The organism is Dehalococcoidia bacterium (assembly GCA_035574915.1).
GTDB lineage: Bacteria > Chloroflexota > Dehalococcoidia > DSTF01 > WHTK01 > DATLYJ01.
In genome coordinates, this window is sequence record DATLYJ010000101.1 from 1 (window position 1) to 21,466 (window position 21,466).

At 64.7% G+C, this 21,466-nt stretch carries 21 protein-coding genes; 11 read left to right on the forward strand and 10 right to left on the reverse strand.

The features are described 5' to 3' along the window. Positions 1 to 90 precede the first annotated feature (90 nt). Positions 91 to 717: a thioredoxin family protein gene (locus VNN10_09470; GenBank protein HXH22248.1), complete on the forward strand. Its 627-nt coding sequence runs from the start codon at positions 91 to 93 to the stop codon at positions 715 to 717. A 115-nt stretch (positions 718 to 832) separates the two neighbouring features. Here VNN10_09470 and VNN10_09475 read toward each other — a convergent pair whose 3' ends face one another. Further along, on the reverse strand, positions 833 to 2,053 hold the full coding sequence (locus tag VNN10_09475; protein HXH22249.1) for an acyl-CoA dehydrogenase family protein: 1,221 nt from the start codon (positions 2,051 to 2,053) through the stop codon (positions 833 to 835). Between the two features lie 283 nt (positions 2,054 to 2,336). Here VNN10_09475 and VNN10_09480 point away from each other — a divergent pair, with 283 nt between their 5' ends. The 4 genes from VNN10_09480 (at position 2,337) to VNN10_09495 (ending at position 8,282) form a co-directional block, all read left to right on the forward strand. Then, positions 2,337 to 3,533 (forward strand): acyl-CoA dehydrogenase family protein, encoded by a 1,197-nt coding sequence (locus VNN10_09480; protein ID HXH22250.1) that lies wholly within the window; start codon positions 2,337 to 2,339, stop codon positions 3,531 to 3,533. Between the two features lie 70 nt (positions 3,534 to 3,603). Then, complete coding sequence (locus VNN10_09485) at positions 3,604 to 5,814, forward strand: hypothetical protein (protein HXH22251.1); 2,211 nt, start codon at positions 3,604 to 3,606, stop codon at positions 5,812 to 5,814. An 82-nt stretch (positions 5,815 to 5,896) separates the two neighbouring features. Then, positions 5,897 to 7,048 carry a glycosyltransferase family 2 protein gene (locus VNN10_09490; protein ID HXH22252.1) on the forward strand — a complete coding sequence of 384 codons (1,152 nt, stop codon included), beginning with the start codon at positions 5,897 to 5,899 and terminating at the stop codon, positions 7,046 to 7,048. A gap of 46 nt (positions 7,049 to 7,094) precedes the next feature. Next, positions 7,095 to 8,282, forward strand: coding sequence for an acyl-CoA dehydrogenase family protein (locus VNN10_09495; GenBank protein HXH22253.1), 1,188 nt, complete (start codon positions 7,095 to 7,097; stop codon positions 8,280 to 8,282). A 56-nt stretch (positions 8,283 to 8,338) separates the two neighbouring features. Here the strand turns inward: VNN10_09495 and VNN10_09500 are convergent, their stop codons facing one another. The 4 genes from VNN10_09500 to VNN10_09515 form a co-directional block, all read right to left on the reverse strand. Continuing rightward, entirely contained in the window at positions 8,339 to 8,956 is a 618-nt protein-coding gene (locus VNN10_09500) for a DinB family protein (GenBank protein HXH22254.1), read from the reverse strand. 95 nt (positions 8,957 to 9,051) lie between these two features. Beyond that, positions 9,052 to 10,071: a DUF4349 domain-containing protein gene (locus VNN10_09505; protein ID HXH22255.1), complete on the reverse strand. Its 1,020-nt coding sequence runs from the start codon at positions 10,069 to 10,071 to the stop codon at positions 9,052 to 9,054. 223 nt (positions 10,072 to 10,294) lie between these two features. Beyond that, positions 10,295 to 10,969 carry a DUF922 domain-containing protein gene (locus tag VNN10_09510; protein HXH22256.1) on the reverse strand — a complete coding sequence of 225 codons (675 nt, stop codon included), beginning with the start codon at positions 10,967 to 10,969 and terminating at the stop codon, positions 10,295 to 10,297. A gap of 39 nt (positions 10,970 to 11,008) precedes the next feature. Beyond that, positions 11,009 to 11,566 (reverse strand): metallophosphoesterase family protein, encoded by a 558-nt coding sequence (locus VNN10_09515; GenBank protein HXH22257.1) that lies wholly within the window; start codon positions 11,564 to 11,566, stop codon positions 11,009 to 11,011. A 166-nt stretch (positions 11,567 to 11,732) separates the two neighbouring features. Here VNN10_09515 and VNN10_09520 point away from each other — a divergent pair, with 166 nt between their 5' ends. Continuing rightward, positions 11,733 to 12,488 carry a 3-hydroxyacyl-CoA dehydrogenase family protein gene (locus VNN10_09520; protein ID HXH22258.1) on the forward strand — a complete coding sequence of 252 codons (756 nt, stop codon included), beginning with the start codon at positions 11,733 to 11,735 and terminating at the stop codon, positions 12,486 to 12,488. An 88-nt stretch (positions 12,489 to 12,576) separates the two neighbouring features. On the opposite strand, the gene VNN10_09525 is transcribed toward VNN10_09520, so the two are convergent. Continuing rightward, complete coding sequence (locus VNN10_09525; GenBank protein ID HXH22259.1) at positions 12,577 to 13,425, reverse strand: class I SAM-dependent methyltransferase; 849 nt, start codon at positions 13,423 to 13,425, stop codon at positions 12,577 to 12,579. A 74-nt stretch (positions 13,426 to 13,499) separates the two neighbouring features. After that, entirely contained in the window at positions 13,500 to 14,174 is a 675-nt protein-coding gene (locus VNN10_09530; GenBank protein ID HXH22260.1) for a DsbA family oxidoreductase, read from the reverse strand. A gap of 155 nt (positions 14,175 to 14,329) precedes the next feature. Between VNN10_09530 and VNN10_09535 the strand changes: the two genes are divergently transcribed. Beyond that, positions 14,330 to 14,482, forward strand: a complete 153-nt coding sequence (locus VNN10_09535) for a hypothetical protein (GenBank protein ID HXH22261.1) — start codon at positions 14,330 to 14,332, stop codon at positions 14,480 to 14,482. Positions 14,483 to 14,589: 107 nt separating this feature from the next. Beyond that, a complete protein-coding gene (bcp, locus tag VNN10_09540) occupies positions 14,590 to 15,048 on the forward strand; it encodes a thioredoxin-dependent thiol peroxidase (GenBank protein ID HXH22262.1) in 459 nt (152 codons plus the stop codon). A gap of 52 nt (positions 15,049 to 15,100) precedes the next feature. Here bcp and coaBC read toward each other — a convergent pair whose 3' ends face one another. Together coaBC and VNN10_09550 are read right to left on the reverse strand one after the other, a co-directional pair. After that, on the reverse strand, positions 15,101 to 16,315 hold the full coding sequence (gene coaBC, locus VNN10_09545) for a bifunctional phosphopantothenoylcysteine decarboxylase/phosphopantothenate--cysteine ligase CoaBC (GenBank protein ID HXH22263.1): 1,215 nt from the start codon (positions 16,313 to 16,315) through the stop codon (positions 15,101 to 15,103). Then, positions 16,312 to 17,097 (reverse strand): type III pantothenate kinase, encoded by a 786-nt coding sequence (locus VNN10_09550; GenBank protein ID HXH22264.1) that lies wholly within the window; start codon positions 17,095 to 17,097, stop codon positions 16,312 to 16,314. Before VNN10_09550 ends, coaBC begins: the two co-directional genes overlap by 4 nt. A gap of 252 nt (positions 17,098 to 17,349) precedes the next feature. On the opposite strand from VNN10_09550, the gene dnaA reads away from it, so the two are divergent. The 3 genes from dnaA to nadD all read left to right on the forward strand — a co-directional run bounded on the left by dnaA (position 17,350) and on the right by nadD (position 20,716). Continuing rightward, on the forward strand, positions 17,350 to 18,693 hold the full coding sequence (gene dnaA, locus VNN10_09555) for a chromosomal replication initiator protein DnaA (GenBank protein ID HXH22265.1): 1,344 nt from the start codon (positions 17,350 to 17,352) through the stop codon (positions 18,691 to 18,693). Between the two features lie 179 nt (positions 18,694 to 18,872). Then, the gene (gene obgE, locus VNN10_09560) at positions 18,873 to 20,120 is read left to right on the forward strand and encodes a GTPase ObgE (protein HXH22266.1); all 1,248 of its coding nucleotides are present in this window, start codon (positions 18,873 to 18,875) and stop codon (positions 20,118 to 20,120) included. Next, positions 20,117 to 20,716, forward strand: coding sequence for a nicotinate-nucleotide adenylyltransferase (gene nadD, locus VNN10_09565; protein ID HXH22267.1), 600 nt, complete (start codon positions 20,117 to 20,119; stop codon positions 20,714 to 20,716). The genes obgE and nadD overlap by 4 nt, the downstream gene beginning before the upstream one ends. Here the strand turns inward: nadD and VNN10_09570 are convergent. After that, the coding region (locus VNN10_09570) for a class I SAM-dependent methyltransferase (protein HXH22268.1) at positions 20,691 to 21,466 on the reverse strand (776 nt) is incomplete at its 5' end. The genes nadD and VNN10_09570 overlap by 26 nt on opposite strands.

Sequence of the window (21,466 nt, forward strand, 5' to 3'; positions counted from 1 at the left end):
GGACGTGCGCTCGCATTTTGCTAGGGGCGCTGGATGTTATACTGCGCTACCACCTATACACTGCGTTCGGGACACAGAAGGAGGCGGGGCATGACCACAGGTACCACGAGCGTCGTAACCGCGGAGCGGTTTGCCCAGGGCATCGACTACAAGACCTGGATGGAACAGATCGACCGCAACCAGCAGCGTTTCGTCGAGAACTACGAGGGCTTCAACCCCGACCCGGCAGACATCGAGCGGATCCGCTCGCTCGTCGCCCGCGGCGCGACGAAGTGCCTTGCGCTCGGAGAGGCCTGGTGCCCGGACGTATTCCGCGGGCTGCCAGTCATCGCAAAAGTCGCCGAGCAAACGGGCATGGAGCTCCGGATCTTCTTCCGCGACCAGAACCTGGACATCATGAACGAATTCCTGAAGCGCGGCGAGTTTCAGTCCATCCCGACCCTGGTGTTCTACACCGACGACATGAAGTACCTGGGCCACTGGATCGAGCGGGCCCAGAAGGCCGTCCAGGAGATGCCGCAGCTCACGGCCATCAGCTCGAAACTTCGCGACCCGGAGATCTCCCAGGAGGACCGCCAGAAGTACATGGCGGAGTACGCCGCCTTCCAGAACGGCCCGGTCTGGCGCGGCTGGCAGCACGCCCAGGTCAAAGAGATCATCGAGCTCCTGGAGAAGGCCCTCGATACCGGCGAGCCCGTCGTCAGCGGCAACATCTAGGCCCATCCCGGACAGCGACCAGGAGGGCGCCCTTCAGGCGCCCTCTCGCCATATCCCTGAGGCTCCAATCGTCCCGGTCCCAGCCCGGGGCCTGGAGCATGCCCGTACCTTCGGCTCAGTCCCTCGGCATCCCGAGGCCGCGCTGGGCGATGATATTGCGCTGCACTTCCGAGGTGCCGCCTCCGACCGTCGAAGCCGTCGCGTACATGTAGGTGGTGCCAATCCTGCCGTTTTCCACGGCAAGGTGGCTGCCACGGCCCAGGAGTCCGTACGGCCCCAGGAGCTTCATCTGTGTCGCCGCAATGCGCTGGTCCAACTCCGACGAAAACAGCTTCGCTATGGACGACTCCTTGTTGGGGATGATGTTGCGCGCCTGCATGCTGATGATCGTGTAGCAGAGCATCAACTCGACGCGCGCTTCGACAGCGCGGTCAGCGAGCTCGAGTCGCATAGCCGGCCGGTCGACCCGATTGAAGTGCGCCCCCTTGTGGTCACGCGCCCAGCGGAGGAGGTCGGCTACCGCGAGGTTGTGGCCGACGCCGGTGGCGATGTTCGAGCGCTCGAAGTCGAGGGTCGTGGTACCGATGTACCAGCCACGGTTCTCCTCGCCCACCAGGTTGCGTTTGGGTATCCGGACGTTGTCGAAGAAGACCTGGTTGAAACCGGCGTCGCCGGCCATGTTGCGCAGGGGTTGAATGCTTATGCCCGGTGACTTCATGTCGAGCAAGAAGTAGCTGATGCCCCGGTGCTTGGGAGCGTCGGGGTCCGTACGGGCCAGCAGGATCATCCAGTGCGCGGACTGGGCGCCCGAGGTCCAGATCTTCGTGCCGTTGACGACGTAGTCGTCCCCTTCCCGGACGGCCCTGGTCTGCAGAGAGGCGAGATCGGAACCGGCGCCCGGCTCACTGAAGCCCTGGCACCACTGCCGCTCGCCCGAGACGATCGGCGGCAAATGCTCTTTCTTCTGCTCCTCCGTGCCGTGCACGATGATGGTCGGGCCGGCCCAGCCCATACCGATCCCGCCGCCGGGACTCGGGACACGGGCCAGGGCCATTTCTTCCTTGAGGATGAACTGCTCCACTACCGAGAAGCCGGCGCCGCCATACTCCTTCGGCCAGTGCGGGGCCGCCCAGCCCCTGGCAGCCAGCTTCTTCATCCAGGCGCGGCTCAACTCGCGGTACTCCTCCGGCCGGACGCCCGCGGGGAGGAACCCGCCGCCGCCAAACATGGCTCCGCGCGCCGTCCCCAATCGGAGCTCCGGCGGGCACTCCTTCTGGATGAAGGCCCGCACTTCTTCCCGAAACGCCGCCTCCGCCGGAGAGTCGCGGAAATCCATGGCCCCTCCTTCGCTGGTTCGATTACTGGCCGATTGTACGGGAACAGGCGAAAAAGGCCGAAAGCAAGTCCTCGCGCGGCCCGAACGGCACCTGCGCAACCAACGCCGCAGGATCGATCCTAGACAGGGAGAGCGCACCGGCGGCTGCCAGGCTCTGGCGTGCCGCTGGCAAGATGAGGTGGAAGGTCACTTTTTCAGAAAGTGACTGTTCGGTCAGCTTTCGCGTGCTGCTAAAATTTGAGTAGGGTTTCGCCAGGTCGGCGTAAAGGAAACGGAGTCACCCATGCGCCTAGACGACACACCGGAAGAGGCGGCGTTTCGCGCTGAAGTGCGCGCCTTCATCGAGAAGGAGCGCCCTCAGGTAAGTGACGGCGGGGGCAGCGGCGACGACATCGCCCGCGCCGTATCCGGCTTCATGGCCAGCCAGGGTTGGTTCAAGAAGCTCGCGGAGCGGGGCTGGATCGTGCCCGCCTGGCCCAAGGAGTATGGCGGCGCCGGCATGACCGTGATGCAGCAGTTCATCTTCAACGAAGAGATGGCGCTGCAGCGCGCGCCCCGTCCCATGCATCTCATCATCGCGGCCGGCATGGCAGGGCCAACGATCATCGTGCACGGCACCGACTACCAGAAGGAAAAGTTCCTTCCCGGCATTGCCCGTGGCGAAGACATCTGGTGCCAGCTCTACTCCGAACCCGGCGCCGGTTCGGACCTGGCCTCCCTGCAGACCAGGGCCGTCCGGGACGGCGACGACTACGTCGTCAACGGCACGAAGATCTGGACCACCATGGCCCACATGGCGAAGTACGCCATCCTGCTGGCCCGCACCGACCCTGATGCGCCGAAGCACCGCGGCATCAGTTACTTCATCCTGGACATGAAGACGCCCGGCATCACCATCAAGCCGCTGGTGAACATGGGCGGCACCCACGAGTTCAATCAGGTCTTCCTCGACAACGTGCGGATCCCGAAGGAAAACCTGGTGGGAGAAGAGAACCGCGGCTGGTATGTCGGCGTGACGACGCTCGACTTCGAGCGCTCGTCGATCGGCTCGTCGATCGGCGCGCGGCAGAACGTCGAGAGCCTGGTGCAGTTCGCGAAGGAAAATGCGGGGTCGCCGGTAACGGTACTCGACCGCAATCCTCTGGTGCGCCTGGAACTCGCCGACCGCCTCATCGAGACGCAGGTCGCTCAGATGCTTTCCTACCGCGTGATCAGCATGCAGAACCGGGGGATGGTGCCGAACCACGAAGCCTCTCTTCTGAAGCTGTACACGACGGAAATGAACCAGCGCATCGCCCGCACAGGGATGAAGCTCATCGGCCTCTACGGGACACTGGGACGCGGGGAAGCGAAGGCGCCGCGACAGGGAGGCTTCACCGCCACATTCATCCGCTCCATCGCCAACACCATCGAGGGCGGTACGAGCGAAGTGCAACGCAACGTGATCGCGCAGCGCGGCCTGGGCTTGCCCAGGGACTAACCGGACCAGGCAGCAACCAAGTCAGGAGTCCGCGAGGTTCTCGCGGACTCCGCCGTCTATACTCCCGGACGTGACCGCGGACCTGGCCATCTCGTTACCTCGCCGCCTGACCATAGGACTTTCGGGCCTCGCCCTGACGGGAGGGCTGGCCTCGGCGGTGTTTGTCTTCTACAGATTCGCTCGAGACGCCTACCTGACGTCTCGGGACGAGGGCCTTATCGACGCCGGTAGTCCCATACCGGAGCTTGCGGTGCCGGCCGGCGCCGGTCTCGTCATCCTGGCCATCTCGGCCGTGCTCGCGCTGTCAAAGCCCGCCTGGCTGCCCTGGCTCATCCGCTGCGTTGTCGCAGCCTGCGCGGGCGTAGTGGCGTCGCTGGCGGCCCTCAGCGGCGAGACCCGCGCGGCGGCAGCTTTTGCCGGAATCGCCGTGTGGGCCTGGTGGACTGGAGGCGCCGTCCTGCTCGTCCTACCGGCCCCGGCCCTGACCTCGTGGCCACGCGCCGCAGTCGAGACCGGCCTGGGTATTGCCCTGCTGAGCTTTCTCACTCTCGCCGTGTCGCTGGCGGCCGCCCTCACTGACGCCACTCTTCTCCTGATCCTCGTCCTGCCCGTGGTGCTAGCTACCACGGTCCGCTGGCGACACGGCTGGCGGCTCTGGTGTCCCGAGGACGAGGAGCCGCCCCGGCCCCTGGAGGCCTTCCTGGAGGCAGCGGCGGTTTCGCTCATCGCGATTGCCCTGGTCGTAACCTTTGGCGTCTCCCTCGCGCCCCAAACCCAGTTCGATGCCCTGCACTACCACTTTGCGATGCCACGCATCTTTCTCTGGGAGGGAGGCTTCGTTGAGCGGCCCGACATCCTCCAGAGCTACTTTCCACTCGGCCTCGAGATGGCCTACGTAGTCGCCTACTGGCTAGGCGGCGAAGCCACGATGACCCTCCTCCACTGGCTCTTCGCGCCACTCCTGGCGGCTGCCCTCTGGGCCGCCGGGAACGCCCTCTTCGGCCGGGGCGCTGGCGCCCTGGCCGCGACGGTGTTCCTGCTGGCGCCGCTCATCCTGAGCGAGTCTTTCGGCGCGTCCAGCGACCTGGCGATGACCTTCTGGCTTCTGGCCGCGGCCCTCGCGCTTGTCCTCTATACGCGGTCACCTTCGGCCGGGGCGGCGGTGTTCGCTGGCCTCTGCGCCGGCCTGGCGCTGACGTTCAAGATCGTCAGCGGCCTCTACATCCTGCCGCTCGCCGGAGTATTCCTTGTCGCTGTCGGCTGGGAGCGGCGGCGGCTCGACCTCCAGGCGGTGCGCGAGTTGGTAGCGTTCGCCGCTGCCGGACTCACGGCCGGTCTGCCGTGGTTGTTGATCCGTCTTGAACAGACGGGCAATCCCGTCTTCCCACTGTTCAACAACGCCTTCAAGAGCGAGAGGTGGCCGCCCGTGCATGAGCGCCTGGACCTCTGGCTGTTCGGCATCGGCCATAGCGCGAGCGACCTCGCGAGCGTGCTGTGGGAGATTAGCGTGCATCCCTGGCGGTTCGGTCAGGGCATTCCCACCTGGTCGGTTGGCCTGCCGGCCATGCTCGTAGTATGCGCCGTTGCCCTGCTGGCGCCCGCGGCGCGGAACCGCGCTCAGGTGTTGTTCCTGCTCCTGGCGGCGATGAGCCTGCTCTCCTGGTTCTTCCTGAGCCAGTACCATCGCTATGGCCTGCCGCCGTTCGCGATGCTCGCGATCGTCGGAAGCGGAGGCCTCCTCACAATCCTCCGGCGCCTTCCCACACCAGCAGCGTGGGCTGCGGCGACCAGCCTCGCGGCCCTCACTTTCGCCGGCGGACTGGCCTTGACGCTCCTACTGGTAGTGCCGCGGCCCTACCCGACAGACTTCCTCCTCGGCCGCGAGTCAGTCGACGAGTTTCGCGACCGAACGACAGCCGGTTATCCGACGTTGCTGTTCCTCGATGAGGCCACCGCGGAGAGCGGCGAGGGGTCCGCCATCCTGGGGTTTGCCTTTAATTACTTCGTCCGTGCACCCATGTATGAATGGGACCTGCCGCCTGAGCTGTCTCCCTTCACTCGTATTGTCCGGAGCGGCCTCGAAGGTCGGGACTTGGCCCGCGCCCTGACGGCGAACAACATCCGATGGCTTCTCGTGCGCACCCAGCCGATGTTCGAGGGCGAGCCGTGGCCGCCGGACTGGCTTGCCAATTCGGTGCTGTCACCCTCCTTCCTCTCGCGTCATACTGAGGTCGCTTTCGAAAAGTACGATGTCATCGTCTATCGAATCCTCGAACCCTGAAGCACCGGTCGCGGTCTCTCAGCGACTCCAGGTACCAGCCTTCGAGGGCGTCGCGCCGCCACCTCCGGAGGGACCGGCAGTCGTGGAGGTTAGCGTCATCCTGCCCTGCCTGAACGAGGTCGAGACAGTAGGCGAGTGCGTGCGGCAAGCGCGCGCCTGGCTGGACGGCGCGGGAATCGAGGGTGAGGTGATCGTCGTCGACAACGGCTCGACGGACGGGTCGCAGGAGGCAGCTATCGCGGCCGGCGCGACGCTAATCGCCGAACCCAGGCGCGGCAAAGGCCATGCCGTGGCGACCGGCATCGCGGCGTCGCGAGGCGCGGCGATCATCCTCGCCGACAGCGACGGCACCTACGACCTCAGGGACCTCGACTCGCTCCTGAGGCCGCTGCGCGAGGGCGTGGACATGGTCGGCGGGAACCGCCTTGCTGGCCCAATGGAGGCAGGGGCGATGCCCTGGCTCCACCGTCATGTCGGGAACCCGCTGTTCACGACGCTGATCGGACTGATCACGGGCCAGCGCTACGGCGATTGTCTCACCGGGCTGAGGGCATTCACTCGCGAGGCCTGGGAGCAGATGTCCCCGAGGGCTACCGGCTTCGAGCTGGAGTCCGAGATCTGTCTGCGCGCCGGCCGCCGCCGCTTGAAGATCGTTGAGGTGCCAGCCCCATATGGCGCCCGGAGGGTGCAGAGCAAACTGCGTGCTCTCACGCACGGCTGGGAGATAGCCAAGTTCATCATCCTGGACAGCGCCGACATCATCTTCTTCGCGCCAGCCGCCTTCGCACTGATTCTCGGCATCATCTCGCTCGCTATCGGCGCCCTGGCGACCACCGGCGTCGACGTCGGCTCGAGCCGCTGGCAGCCTGTCTTTGCCGGCGGCATCCTCGTCCCTGGGGCCACCGCCCTCATGTCGCTCGGCATCACAGCGAAGTGGCTGGCCTGGCGTCGCGGCATAGCGGAACCGGGCTGGCTCCACTTCGTCATCAACGGCACCAGGCCTGTATTCGAGATGCTCCTCGCCGGGGGCATCACAGTGCTGATAGCAGGCCTCGCTCTCGACGGCTTCCTTTTGTTCCGTTGGAGCACTAACAATCCGCCACCTCTGCCGTTGGGCCTGGGAGCGATCGCCCAGGCGATGGTCGTCGCTGGCCTGAACCTGATCGTCGCGGCGTTGCTCGTCGGAGTGCTACGCATGGCCTCGGCAAGCGACGATCAGCGAGCCCGCGACTAGGGCGGCGTATACTCAGTTCGCAAGGGCTCTTGGAGTCAGATCAGCCATGGACTTCAGCGACACACCAGAACAGGCGCGGTTCCGGCAGGAAGTTCGCGACTTCTTGCGGCAGGAGCTGCCGAAGGACATCCCTCAGCAAGACGAAACAGTGCTCGGAATCGGCCTGGGGGAAGACAAACGCGACCAGGAGTGGCTGCGCAAGCTCGGCAGCCGCGGCTGGGTCGCCCCGGCCTGGCCGAAAGAGTACGGGGGCGCCGGGCTGTCCGTGATCGAGCAGTTCATCTTCAACCAGGAGATGGCTCGCGCCGGCGCGCCACGGCCGAACTTCCTCGCCGTCGCCATCGCCGGCCCGACGATCATGGTGCATGGCACGGAGGAGCAGAAGGCACAACACCTGCCCGGGATACTCTCGGGCGAGGTGTACTGGTGCCAGGGCTTCAGCGAGCCGGGCTCCGGCTCCGACCTTGCCTCGCTGCACACCAGCGCGGTCAAGGACGGCGATGACTACATCATCAACGGGACGAAGATCTGGACCACCGGGGCCCACCGGGCGCAGCGCATGATGCTACTTGCGCGCACAGATCCGGACGCCCCCAAGCACAAGGGCATCAGTTACTTCCTGTTGGACATGAAGTCGCCGGGCGTCACGGTCCGTCCCCTGGTGAACATGGCCGACGTGCCCTCTTTCAACCAGGTCTTCTTCGACAACGTGCGCGTCCCGGCCTCGGACATGCTGGGCGCGCCGAATCAGGGCTGGTACGTGGCCACCACCAGCCTGGACTTCGAGCGCTCCAGCATCATGTCGGTTACCGAGTTGCAGATGACCGTGAGTCAGCTCGCTGCCTTCGTGCGGGAACCCTCCGTGGAGGGCCGTCTCCTCGACATCTACCCGGCCGCGCGCCTCGAACTCGCCGACCGCGCCGTAGAGGCCGAGGTTGGCGTGCTGCTCTCCTATCGCGTGGCCAGCCTGCAGGACCGTGGCCTGGTGCCAAACTACGAGGCCTCGATGACCAAGCTCTACGCGACCGAGCTGGCACAGCGGATCACCCGCACCGGCCTGCGTCTCATGGGCCCCTTCGGCATCGTCCAGGAGGGGTCGAAGTGGGCAGCGCTCAGGGGCCGCTACGCGCGCATGTACCTGATGTCCGTCGCCAGCACCATAGCCGGCGGCACGTCAGAGGTGCAGCGCCAGATCATCGCCACCCGCGGCATCGGGCTGCCCCGCGGGGACTAGCCCCGCCCCGGAGCGCGGGAAGGTCGAGCCGCCCCATGCCCGGCTACGCCCGCGCATCACGCCTGGCCGCCGCCGTGGAGTTCGGCGTCCCGCCGGGCCATGTAGGCCTCGTATCTGGCCGCCTGTTCCGGGGTCATCCACGCCGGGCGAATGCGATGGCCCGCGGTGGAAATGTGGTTCTCTTCGACCTCCTCCGCATACTCCCAGGCCTCGCGGCGGCAGATTGCGAGCACCTCATTGATCTCACCGGCGTGATAAGCCCAGTGATTGGCGACCATCACGACGAGGTCGAAAAGGGGCGCCATAGTCCCCCAATGACAGCGATGCGGCTCATCGAAGGCTTCGTCAGGTAGCGGCCGCAGCGACTCCTGCCAGCGCTCCCAGGAGTCGTCAAGCCAGAGCAGGACCTCGTCGAGATACTCGCGCGACGGATCGATAGTGTCGCGAAGGCCTCGCGGCCAGCCAGTCTGCGCCCAGTGCAGCGGCTCGGCGTCGAAGGCATAGGAGTGATAGACGTGGCTCCAGCCCGCCGTGTGCTTGAGGATCCCCAGGACGGAGCGGAGACCGCCGGCGCTCGCCAGCGCCTCTTCCAGGGTCAGGCCCTCCAGGTTGTTCCGAAGGAGCCCATACGACTGGCTGAGAAGCGCGGAGGCAAGGCCAGACCTGCTTCGCATAGAGCCACCTCCCGCGCCGCAAGCCTACACGAAATCGAACGTGAGGAGGGGCCGTGTCCCGGCCCCTCCTCAGTAAGGACGATACGGATGGCGCGCTAGTCATAGGCTGCCGGCCTCAGCGCCGGGCGCGAACGCACCCAGCGCTGCCAGCCCGCCAGCCCGAGGATGCCCAGCGGCAGGAGCCACCAGGAGAAGACGACGACCGTTAGGACGGCCGCGGCGATCGTCGCCAAGAACTGAAGGCTGTCCTCCCAGGCTTTCGCGATCTCCGCGCCGAGGTCGACCCCACCATCGACCTTCACGGGCGGCGCGACAGGGCGCAGGTGCACGCTTATCGTCGCATAATCGGAGAGCTTCTCCAGGAGCTGGATGCGGCCCCTGGCCTGCTCGATCTGCGTGCGGACTGAGTTCAGCCGGTCCTGGACCTGAAGCACCTCGTTGACGTTCCGGGCCTGACTCAAGAGCTGGAGCAGTTGCTGTTCCATGGCCTCGAGGGTCCGGATGCGCGCCTGGAGGTCGCTGAACTCCTCCGTGACGTCGCTCGCATTCGAGGTCTCTGAGTCTATCTTCGCGCCAAGAGCGCGCACTTTTGCCAGCGTCTCCTGATAGGCCTGGGCCGGGACGCGCAGAGTGATCGTCGCGACCTGCTGCTCGCCCTGATAGGCGAAGTTCGAGCTGGCCACGAAACCGCCGGCTGAGGTCGCGATCGCGGAAACCTCGCCGAAGCTTTCAGCGACCGCCTTGACCTGCAGCCTGATCGACGCGGTCTGCACGATTTTCCGGTTGTCGACACTCGGGAGAGCGGCCGTGTCCGCTCCTGTAAGGCCGCCCGAGGCGGAGGCAGCCCCGGACGCGGCGTCGGCCGCTGGAGCGCCGGCGGCCGGCGCTCCAGCACTCCGGCTCGCCTGCTCCGCCGCCTTTGGCCCGACCGGCTGCACGGTCTGCCGACCTAGGGCAGCGTCGATGCTGGCCATTACTTCGTCCGGCGCCACCTCGACCAGCGCGTCCTTGGACTGGTCCGCGAAGGGCGTCCTGCCACCCGCGAGCAGTCCAAGCACACCAATGACGGCCACCAGACCGAGGGCAAGGCCCGCGTACTTCATCGGCGTCTTCATCCCCCTACCTCCTGGCTTCTTTGCATCAGAGACGAAGGACGGCCGGAAATTGTTCCAACGACGGACGGGTACGCATGGGTCCCAGCAACTTCGGGACGCCAGGTGCGGAAGGGCCGGGGCGAAGGGCTGCTTCGGCTTCACGCGCCCGGGCTGGCGGTTGGGACGGAGGGCAGTGGCGGTGACGGAACAGGTTGCTGAAACTGTCTCGACGCACCGCGCGCGCTCAAGGGAATATGGCTCCCTCGGTCAAGCCGTGGCCCGTCTCGGTGTCGTACGCAGCGTCTATCAAACGGATGCGGACCAGGTACTCATCGGCGGTGGCGCTGAGTTGCTGGCTGAGCTCCTGGCAGGTGGGGGCAGGCGGGAGGCCATTGAACGCCGCGGCAAGCTCACGCGCCACCGCCCGCTGGCGGGCAACGTGCCCGAACTCATGCGTCTCCAGGGTGGCTATGAAACTCTGCCACTTCTGCCCCAGAGCAGGCGGCAGGGCATCCGGACTCTCGTGCAGGGGCACAATGACAGTCACATCGAGGAAAACGTCGGCGGCTGCGAGAAGGCAGAAGCCAGCGCCGCGCTCGAAGCGAAAGCTCCATGCCAGAGACCACTCGGTCAGGCCATCGAAACGGCCGGCGCCGCCGCTGGCGCTCGGCGGCCTGGAGCCAGGACCGTGAGCATCGAGACTGGCCCTGATTGCTGCCTCCGTGTCTCCGGCCACCAGGTACTGGCGACGGGTCACGCGCTCATTTAGCCGGACTCGCTCTATCGAGGAGCGGTCTTCGAGGACGACCTCCTCTCGCGGCGCGGACAGGCCGCTAGCGGGTCGTGGAGGCTCATGCTCGAGACGGCATGAGGCAAGGAGGACAGCGAGGATCACAGCCAGCAGAAACCTGGAGCCCATCGATCTCTTATCGGCCAGCGGTCGGTCAGCTACGCAGGTTTAGACCAGCTGGTAGATCCAGGGGTGAATGCGGCCATCCTGGATCTCGAGAAAGGCTATGGTGCCCAGGCGGCGCTCGAGATTCCGCGGGTAGACCGGGCTGCCCGAATTCACGCAGAGGACGCCCTTGTGCACGCGAATGTCGGCGACGTGCGTGTGTCCATGGACGACGACATGCACGGGCCCGCCGAAGTAGCGCTCCATCATCTTGTCGATCGTCCGGTAGGGCGGCCACTCCGGCAAGGCGAAGTCGTGCGTGAGGCCGATCTTGAAGCCCTCGATCTCCAGCACCTGGTCCGCCTTCAGCCGGGGGTGGTCGGGCTGGTAAGGCCTGCCTCCGCCGCCGTCGTCACCGTTTCCGCGACAGCCGTACACGGGCACGCCAACGCGGTCCTCGAGCCAGTCGAGCACGCGGACGTCGTGCATGTCGCCGGCGTGAAGGATCATGTCCACTCTGGGTTGCTCCGGATTCACGCCGAGGAAGGCCTCGTAGACCTGAGGCCAGAGCTCTCGCCCCGCTTCCGGGACGTGGGTGTCAGAGATGAGGCCAATGAGCATGGCCGTATGTTAGCAGCGGAGGAGGCCGCGGCGCAGCCCAACTCGATACCTCAGTCCCGCCTCGCGGGTCGCTGCTGACACCTGACAGTTCGATTGACCCTTACAGGTGCGCCTCGCATGATCGGACAGCTGTAAATCGGGACAGACGAAGGGCAGGGCAAGGGACATGCAACTGGACCAGGTAAGAAAGATCGGCGTGCTTGGCGGCGGGGTGATGGGTGGAGGCATCGGCCAAGTGATGGCCATCGCCGGCTACCAGGTCATCATCCGCGACCTGACGCAGGACATTCTGGACAAGACACGCAACACCATCATCGATACGCGCTTCGGCCTGAAGAGGGCGGTCGAACTGGGCAAGCTGCCATCGTCGCAGCTCGAGGCAGTAGTAAGCAGCCTCTTCTTTACAACGAGGGTCGAGGACCTGGCGGACTGCGACTTCATCATCGAGGCCGTGCCCGAGAACCTCGAGCTAAAGCAGAAGGTATTCGCGGAGCTGGACACCGTCGTCAAGCCCGAGGCGATCTTCACCTCCAACACTTCCGGTTTCGTAATCGCAGAGATCGCCCGCGATGTCTCCCCGGAGCGGAAGAGGCTCTTCGCGGGCATGCACTTTGCCAGTCCCGTGCCCGCCATGAAGATGTGCGAAGTGATCTACACGCCAGAAACGACGCCGGAGACCATTGAGACCGTTAAGGGCGTAGCGGAGCGGGCCGGCAAGGTGGTGTCGATGGTAAAGGACACCCCCGGGACCTACGGCTTCATCCTGAACCGCGTCTTCGCCGCCGCGCGACGGGAGGCCGACAAGATCGTCGCCGACGGCATCGCCACCCGCGAAGACATCGACAAGGCGATGATGACAGGCCGTAACTGGCCCGTCGGCTTCTACAACTCGCGCGGCACACGGACCGGCTGGCTCGACTGAAGCGTCGAGAGCCACGCTGAGCTTCCGGCGGCAATCAGCGCCTAAGGGCCGCCGGACAAGGGTGTCAGGCTGGCCCGACGCCGGGCAGTTACTTCTGCGCGTAAACGCCCAGCGCCAGCGCCGGAAAGCGAATCCGGCCGCCTTCGCGGTACTTCGAGGCCTCCTCGAGGAGGTCCGACTTCAGCTTCTCGACGGCGCCAGCGTCCAGGGTCTTCATCGCCCGGGCCATAATCGGTGTGAACTCAGAGCTGAAGCGCCAGAAGTGCTCCAGATCATTGAACTCCCACGCGAACGGCCTGCCTTCGATCTCGATCTGCTGAAAGCCCGCGGACTGCAGGATCGACTTCAGCCGTCCGGTATCGCTCAATCGCAGGGGCGTGAGCGCGTCTGCGGGCGGCGGCGGCTCACCGAGGTGCTGTGCTGTGATACGGGTCGTGATCTCGAAAAACGGGTTCTGCTTCGCTTCCGCAAAGGTAGTGGTCGCGAAAGGGCGGTTCCTCTTGAGGACGCGATGCGCCTCCCTTGTCGCCCTCTCAGGGTCGGGGCAAAACATCAAGCCCCAGCGGCAGAGGACGCCATCGAAGCTCTCGTCCGGGAAATCGAGGGCCTCGGCGTCCATCTGCTTGAACTCGATGTTGTCGAGGTCAGCCATGTTCGCCTTCCGTCTCGCGACCCGTAGCATCTCTTCCGAGATGTCCGTGGCAACCACGCTGCCGCCGGGACGGACCAGGCGGGCCGCGGTCAGGGCTGGCTGGCCGCTACCGCAGGCGATGTCGAGCACGCGCTGGCCGCCTCGCAAGTCGGCGACGCGGCAGAGCCATTCTGTGATGCCGTGCGTCTGGCGTTGAAACCAGGCATCGTGCTGGTCCCAGGCCTGGGACAGGCTGTCCCAAAGCTCACGCTGCTGTTGTTTTAGCTGGGCTGCATCGGTCGTCATGTCAAGGTCCCTTCCAGGTCACGGGTAGCGGAGACTTCATTCTACGCCGGCAGGCTAAGAAGTCCCTCCAGGCATTAAGGACTCTGGCCCTTTCGAGGCCGAGCGCCAAGACGGCGCATGAACTGCTGAAAGACCTCGTAGTCCTGCGCGCCGGCGAAGCCCGCTCGCTTCACAGAGCCGTCCTCGTACGTGGCCTTGAAGATGAACCGCGGCACTCCTCCCTGCCCGGCCACGCGCGACCACTCGAGCTTCTCTTCGAGCCGCTCATCGAAGCGCCCGGCGACGATGGACTCGACCATATCCGCCGCGTCGAGACCCAGACTGGCGGCGATATCGCGCAAGACCTCCAGGTCGCCTATGTCGCGGCCTTCTTCGAAGTAGGCCTGGAAGAGGGCGCGGTGAAGCAGCGGAAAGACACCGGCCTCGCGCGCCCACTCCGCCGCCTTGAGCGACGGCAGTGAATTGGGCACGAACTGGCGTTCCGCCATTGCGATCCCCGCCTTATCCGCGAGGACGCTCAGATTCAGCAGGTAATCGTCCGTATAAGGTGGCCTGCCTCGCAGGCGTTCGAATGGAATGCCCTGCGGCGGCGTGCCGGGGCGCAACTCGTAAGGCACCCACTCGACGGTGACGTCGTAGTCTCTCTCCAGTTGTTCGATCCGCGTGAGGCCAATGAAGCACCACGGGCACACGTAGTCGGAGACAACCGTGACCTCGAGCTTCTGGGCGACCCGCGATTCTACCGTCATCGCGTCTGAATTGTACGCCTCAGGGTGTTCCGGCTTCGTATTCAGCGGCGCACTCTGCGCAGACGTAGAGGACGGTCATCGCGTCTGAATTGTACGCCTCAGGGTGTTCCCCTATGCAGGGGAGCCGACCAGGTGCCGATGCTAGTAGACGTAAGATGAAGAAAACCTCTCGCCTCCTCGCCCACGTTCTGGAGGCGGTCGCCGGCCCCCTGGCGACCGCGCTGCGCGCCTCCGAGGAACTCATGGCGCCACAGCTGGACGCTGGCTGCCGCGGCGTGGGCCGCGAGCCGCGCAGGCTACGCGGCTAGAAGCACCGCGTCTCTCCGCGCCCTGGACCTTCCCTGTCCCCTCCCAGTCGCACAAAGCCGCGATGTCTTAGAATTCCTGAGCAACACACCAGAATGGGAGCAGAGAAATGGCGCAGTTGAAGATCGGGGACCAGGCCCCGGACTTCGAGACCACGGACGACAAGGGCAACAAAGTCAAGCTCAGCGACTTTCGCGGCAAGCGCGTAGTCCTCTACTTCTACCCGAAGGACGACACGCCGGGTTGCACGGCGCAGGCCTGCGGCTTCCGCGACAACTACGATGTCATCCGCGAGAAGAACGCTGTCGTCCTGGGGGTGAGCCCGGACGGGGTGGCCTCGCATCAGGCGTTCAAGGACAAATTCGACCTGCCTTTTCCGCTGCTGACAGACGAAGACAAGACCATCAGCAATCTCTACGGCGTGTGGGGAGAACGAGAGTTCGCCGGCCGCAAGTACATGGGCGTGAACCGCAGCCACTTCGTGATCGACGAAGATGGCAAGGTAGTCGACTTACAGTACGGCGTGCGGCCCGCTGACAGCGTGAGCCTGTCGATCGCGCGGCTCTAAGTAAGGACTAGCCTTCGAGAGCCAGGCGACCCAACCGCGGACATCCGGCGCCTCAGGCCTTCTCGGGACTTCGTGACGCCAGCAGTCCGACGACGCGGTCCAGGATGCGGTGGGCGACTTCGTACTTCGTAAGCAGGGGCAACTCCTCGACACCACCCTCCGCGTCAAGTATCGTCACGCGATTGGTATCGACCGCAAAGCCTGAATCTTCGGCCGACACGTCGTTGGCACAGATGAGGTCCAGGTGGCCGTGCGATAGCGGTTTCAAGCGCGCGTTCGCCACGACGTCTTGCGTCTCCGCCGCAAAGGCGACCTTGATGACTCTGTCGGGCACTTCGTGGAAGAAGTCCTCATTCTCACGGAGCTCGAGCACCAGGCCGCCTTCGCGCTTCTTGATCTTCTCAGCGGCGACCTCAGCCGGCCGAAAGTCAGAGACGGCCGCTGCCATCACGAGGACGTCCGCATCCTCCGTGGCCTCCAGCACCGCCCGGCGCATTTCGGCGACGGTGGACACGTCGACTACCTTAACCCCGTAAGGGATGGGTAGGGCGCGCGTGGTCGTGATCAGCGTCACCTCAGCCCCGCGGTCCCGCGCCGCCTCGGCCACGGCAAACCCCATCTTCCCTGTCGAACGGTTGCTTATGAAGCGCACCGGGTCGATGGGTTCGCGCGTGCCGCCGGCGCTCACCACGATCCGTCTGCCCGCGAGGTCGCCGCGCTTGGCCAGCTCGACCACGATGGCGCCGAGGATGTCAGCGACCTCCGCGAGACGCCCTGTGCCCATCCTGCCGCTGGCAAGCCTTCCTTCGGCCGGCCCGACAAAAGAAAACCCCCGGCTGCGAAGCAGCTCGACATTAGCGCGCGTAGCCGCGGCTTCCCACATGTTCGAGTCCATCGCCGGGGCAATGAGCACGGGCGCCTTCGTGGCCAGCACCGTCAGGGCGAGGAAGTCGTCCGCAAGGCCGTGAGCGAGACGGGCGAGAGTTGTCGCAGAAGCCGGAGCGATGACGACGATGTCGGCTCGCCGCGCTACTTCCACGTGTTCTTCGGCAAGGTCGGTTACCGGTTCAAACATGTTGGTGAACACTAGCCGGCCCGTCAGGGCTCGAAAAGTGAACGGCGTGATGAACTCCCGGGCTGCGTCGGTCATCACGACGTCCACGTTCGCACCCTGCTGCACCAGCTTGCTGGCAAGGTCAGCCGCCTTGTAGCAGGCGACGCTACCGGTCACGCCAAGGACCACTTGCCGGTCGCGCAGGACGCTCACCCCTCGCCCCTCGGGACGCCCTCGTTCATCTCGTACACAAGGCGCAGGCCGGTAAGCGTGAGGTTCGGGTCGAGGTGGTCGAAGACCCGAGTCTCGCGGGCAATGACTTCAGCCCAGCCACCCGTACCCACCACCCACGCGTCCTCGCCAATCTCGGCCTTTATGCGCTTCACCATGCCCTCGACGAGGCAAACATAGCCGAAGATCACGCCGGATTGCATGGCGGTGGTCGTGTTGTTCCCGATCACATGCCGGGGGGCCTTCAGCTCGATGCGCCTGAGCATCGCAGCGCGGCTCACCAGGGCATCGGTGGCCAGACCGATGCCGGGAGCAATCGCGCCGCCGAGGTAGTCGCCTTCACGCGAAACGACGTCGAAGACCGTTGCCGTCCCCAGGTCAACGACGATCAGGGGCGGCTTGTGCATACGCAGGGCCGCCACGGCGTCCACGATGCGGTCCGGCCCCACCTCCCGCGGGTCCTCGTACAGGATCCGCAGCCCGGTCTTGATTCCCGCGCCGACCCGCAACGGCGTCACGTGGAAGTAGCGGCGGCACATCTCCTCGATCACGGTCGTAAGGAGCGGCACGCCGCTGGTCAACACCGCTCTGCTGATCGAGTTGCGGTCTATGCCCTCGGTGGCCAGCAGTTGGAGCATGATGACGGCATATTCGTCGGCCAGCCGCTCGCGGTCCGAGGCAAGCCGCCAGGTGGCGATCAGCCGCTCCTGGTCAAAGACCCCGAAGGTGATATTGGTGTTTCCGATATCGATAGCGAGCAACATTGCCGCGTCATTATAGGTTCTTCCTGCCAGAATCGAGCCTTCCCGCAGGTGTGAACAGGCTCTCACCAGCCCCCGAAAATTACCTCTTCCAAGTGATCATAAAGTTCTTGACGGTGAAGCCTCAGCCTGTGCTACCTTCCGCCTGCCTGCTCAAGCCGCCGGGCACGGGGCGACACGGCAGCAGGGCACAAGAACCAGCCAACATGTATTAGATAGAGCCGTTCATCCACGCGACGGACGGGAGGTTGCTGTTTGGCTCTCGCGGCAGGTCTTTCTGCGCCTGAAATCTGGGACCAGGCCCTCGGACAGTTGCTTCTGCGGGTGACACGCCAGAACTTCGACAGCTGGCTACGAAACACGACAGGCCTACGCTACGAGGGCCGCACGCTCATCATCGGGACTCCTACCGAACTTGCCCGCGACTTCCTGGCGACTCGCATGAGGTCCGTAATTCACCAGGCGCTCACGGCCGTTGCCGGTCCAGGCCTTCGCTTCGACTTCGAAGTGCGTGGCGAAGATGCCCGATGTCTTACCACTCCATTGCAGGCAACCATGCTCCCGTCGCCGCTGGCGCCCCTGAATCCGCGCTTCACGTTCGCGACCTTCCTTCCTGGTTCTCACAACCGTCTCGCCCTCGTGGCTGCCCTCGACGTGACGGACAACTCTGAATCGCCCTACTCGCCCCTGTTCATCACTGGGGGACCTGGGAGCGGCAAGACGCACCTGCTGCATGCCGTCGCTGAACGGGCCGCAAAGCAGGGGCTCAGGGTAGTCCTCGTTACCGCAGAGCAGTTCCTCAGCGACTTCACCGGCGCCGTCCGCAACCGCACCGGCGCCGCCTTCCGGTCTCGATACCGCGACCTCGACATCTTGCTTGTCGATGACGTCCAGGCCCTGACAGGGAAGAGGGCGACCCAGAACGAGTTTTTGCAGACCGTAACTGAGCTACGGGACCTTGGCCGCCGGGTCGTGGTAGCAGGCGATCTGCAGGTCGCCTCCAACGGCAATGCCCGCTTCATCTCAGGCTTCCAGTGGGGCCTGATAGCGGAGATTGCGGAGCCGTCAATGGATGACCGCATCCGCTTCCTTTTCGCCAAGACTGCTTGCCAGAGAGTGTCCATTCCAGATGAAGTGCTGCACTACGTTGCGCTTCGCATACGTTCCAATCTACGCGACCTCGAAGGAGCACTGAATCGCCTCGTCGCCGTCGCCCACATATCCGATGAGCCAATCACGATTGACTTCGCCGCCCGCGCCCTCAAGCCGCTCACGGAGCCGGTGTCGCCTTCGTCGCCCCGTGAGGTCCAGCCGGCAAAGGTCCTCCAGGCTGTCTGTGACCATCTCGGAATATCCCTCGAGGACCTCGCTGGCAGAAAGCGAACACGCTCGATTACCTATGCCCGACACCTCGCCATGTACCTTCTCCGCCAGGACGCCGGCCTCACCTTCCAGACAATCGCTGAAGCGCTCGGCCGGGGCGACCACTCCACCGTCGTGCACGCCTGCAAGCAGATCGAAGCACAGATCAAGCTCACGCCCGCGCTTCAAGCAGACCTGGACGCGGTCCGCACGACTCTTGGATTACTGACCGCCTGACTCACTACCGACCGCCCCAACCAGTCTTATCGGAGGAAGCCATCTTCGTTTGCCTTCGAGCCCTTTCCGGATTCAGATGAGCAGCCTCTGACTCAGACAACCCACACTTTTCACACAATTCACCAGCCTACAGTTACCACCAAAAGGAGATCCTGCGGGTTTCTATAATCGACTTACTAATGATCGATCTCGTTGAAATACACGTAGTGTCTGGTTCTGGTGGTAATGGAGCAGTGAGCTTTCGCCGGGAGAAATTCGTGCCGCGTGGCGGCCCCGATGGTGGCGACGGCGGCCGAGGCGGTGATGTCATCTTGCGGGCAGACCCGGGACTGACCACGTTGGCGCACCTTCGTTTCAGGCGGACTTACAAGGCGGGTGACGGACAGCCCGGCGCCAAGAGGAAGCAACACGGGGCGAGTGGCGAGAGCCTGGTCATCAACGTGCCTGTCGGGACAGTCGTGGTCGCGGAGGAGACGGGCGAGGTTTGGGACCTCGCGGCGCCTGGTGCCCAGGTCGTGGTCGCTCGAGGCGGCGAAGGCGGGCGTGGCAATGCCCGGTTTGCCAACTCGGTACGCCAGGCGCCGGCCTTCGCTGAAAAAGGGCTACCCGGCGAGGAGAAGGTCCTGAAGTTGGAGCTGAAGCTCCTTGCGGATGTTGGCATCATTGGGCTGCCAAACGCCGGCAAGTCGACGCTTCTTCGCGCTGTGTCTCGTGCCAGGCCAGAGGTGGGCGACTATCCGTTCACGACTCTGGAACCAGTGCTGGGCGTAGTCGAAGCCGGTATGGACTCCTTCGTCATGGCGGACTTACCGGGCTTGATCGAGGGAGCGCATGAGGGCGTGGGGCTGGGGCACCAGTTCTTGCGACACGTGGAGCGCACTCGAGTGCTCGTGCATCTCCTCGATGGCACCTCGCCGGACCCGGTGCGAGACTACGAGACCGTGCGTCGTGAGCTTGTGCTTTACGACCCAACTCTGGAAAAGCGTCCGGAACTCGTCGTCCTGAACAAGATCGACATCCCGGAAGTCAGAAGCCGGGTCGAAGAAATACGAAAGACCTTCTCACCTACGCCAGTGCTAGCGATTTCCGGCGCCACGGGCGAAGGTGTAGACAGCCTGATCCAGGAGCTCCTCCGGCTGCTACGAGAAAACCCTCCCGTCGCTACGGAAAGCGTCAGCGAACTGCCCGTGCTGCGGCCGCAGGCGCATGGCCGGCTCGAAGTGTCGAAAGTGGACGATGCATACGTAGTAACCGGTGAGGAGGCTGAAAAAGCAGCCCTGAAGCTCGGCGGCGGCGGCTTCGAAGCCCTGGACGAACTGCAGGACCGGCTCCGGCGCATGGGGCTCGAGAAGGCCATGCGGCGCGCAGGCGCGAAGCCTGGAGACCGGATCAAAGTTGCTGGCGTCGAACTGGAGTGGCAAGGATGAGGCTGGGCGTCCTCGGCGGCACCTTCAACCCCATCCATGTGGGACATCTCATTCTCGCCCACTGCGCCGCTGTCCAGCTCGGTCTAGACCGGGTGCTCTTCCTGCCAGCAGGCGACCCGTGGCGGAAGGCTGGAAGCGGTGTCCTCTCCGGGTTGCATCGCGCCACTATGGTCCGCCTGGCGATAGAGGGTGACGAGCGCTTTGGCCTCGATGAGCGCGAGGTGCGCCAGGAGGGCCCCAGTTACACGTCCGTGACGCTCTCAGAGCTGCGCCGGGAAGCCGGCGATTCGAGCAGGCTCTTTTTCCTCCTCGGCGAAGACGCGCTCGAGGACATGGCGTACTGGCACGAGCCGGAAGTGATTCTAGAGATGGCAACACTGGCCGTGGCGCCGAGATTGGTCACGCCAGTGCCCGCGCCGCCCCGGCACGTCAAGCGCAAAGCGCTGGAGTTGCCCCCATATGAGCGGATCGACATGCCCTATATCGGGATCAGCTCCACCGACCTGCGGGCGCGAGTGAGTCGCGGCGAGAGCCTGAAGTACCTCGTCCCGGATAGCGTCGACCGTTACATCAGGGAGAACCAGCTGTATCGATAGGCTGGCTGTCCATCATCCCCCTGCTGGCGTGACGCGCGCGACCCGGGCCGGTCCGCTGCCGCCACTCTTCCGGCGCCTTGCCGAGGATGACTGAGACGCGCGGAATGGGCGGGAAGAGAAAAGGCCGCAGGTGGGCGTTCTCTACCCACTCGAACCCGGAAGACGTTGCGGCCGCAGCAATGTCGGCGAAGCTTCTCAGGTTGCAGGACTCGACGCCACGGGTGAGCAGCCACCGATGCCAGCGGTTCAAGGACTCGGAGCGAGTTGGACCGAACTCCCAGAGGAGAGCCAGGCCGCCGGCCTTCAGGACTCGATGCATCTCCCTCAACAGGCGGACGAGCCCGGCGTCGTCCAGGTGCTTGATCAGGTAACTCGACGTCACCACATCGAACAGCTCACTACGAAAAGGCAAACTCAAAGCTGAGCCCTGGACTAACGAGATGTCCGGGGACATAGCCCTGGCGCTGTCCCGGCGCGCGCGGCGTAACATCTCGGGCGAAAGGTCGATCCCTACAGGAGGTTTTTCGAACCTGACTCGCGAAGCCAGGACCTGCAGGAGGCTTGCCCGCCCGCAACCGACGTCGAGCAGGCGCTGATCCGCCCGTAGTCGCAGTAGCCGGTCAAGCCGAAAGACCGGTGTGTTGACGAACATGGAACCGGGTACGGAGGCAAAGAACTCGTAGGCTTTCCCGCTCAGGGACCTTCCTTGCAGCCAGCGGTCGTACTGGCGGGCGGTTAGTGACTCGCTCA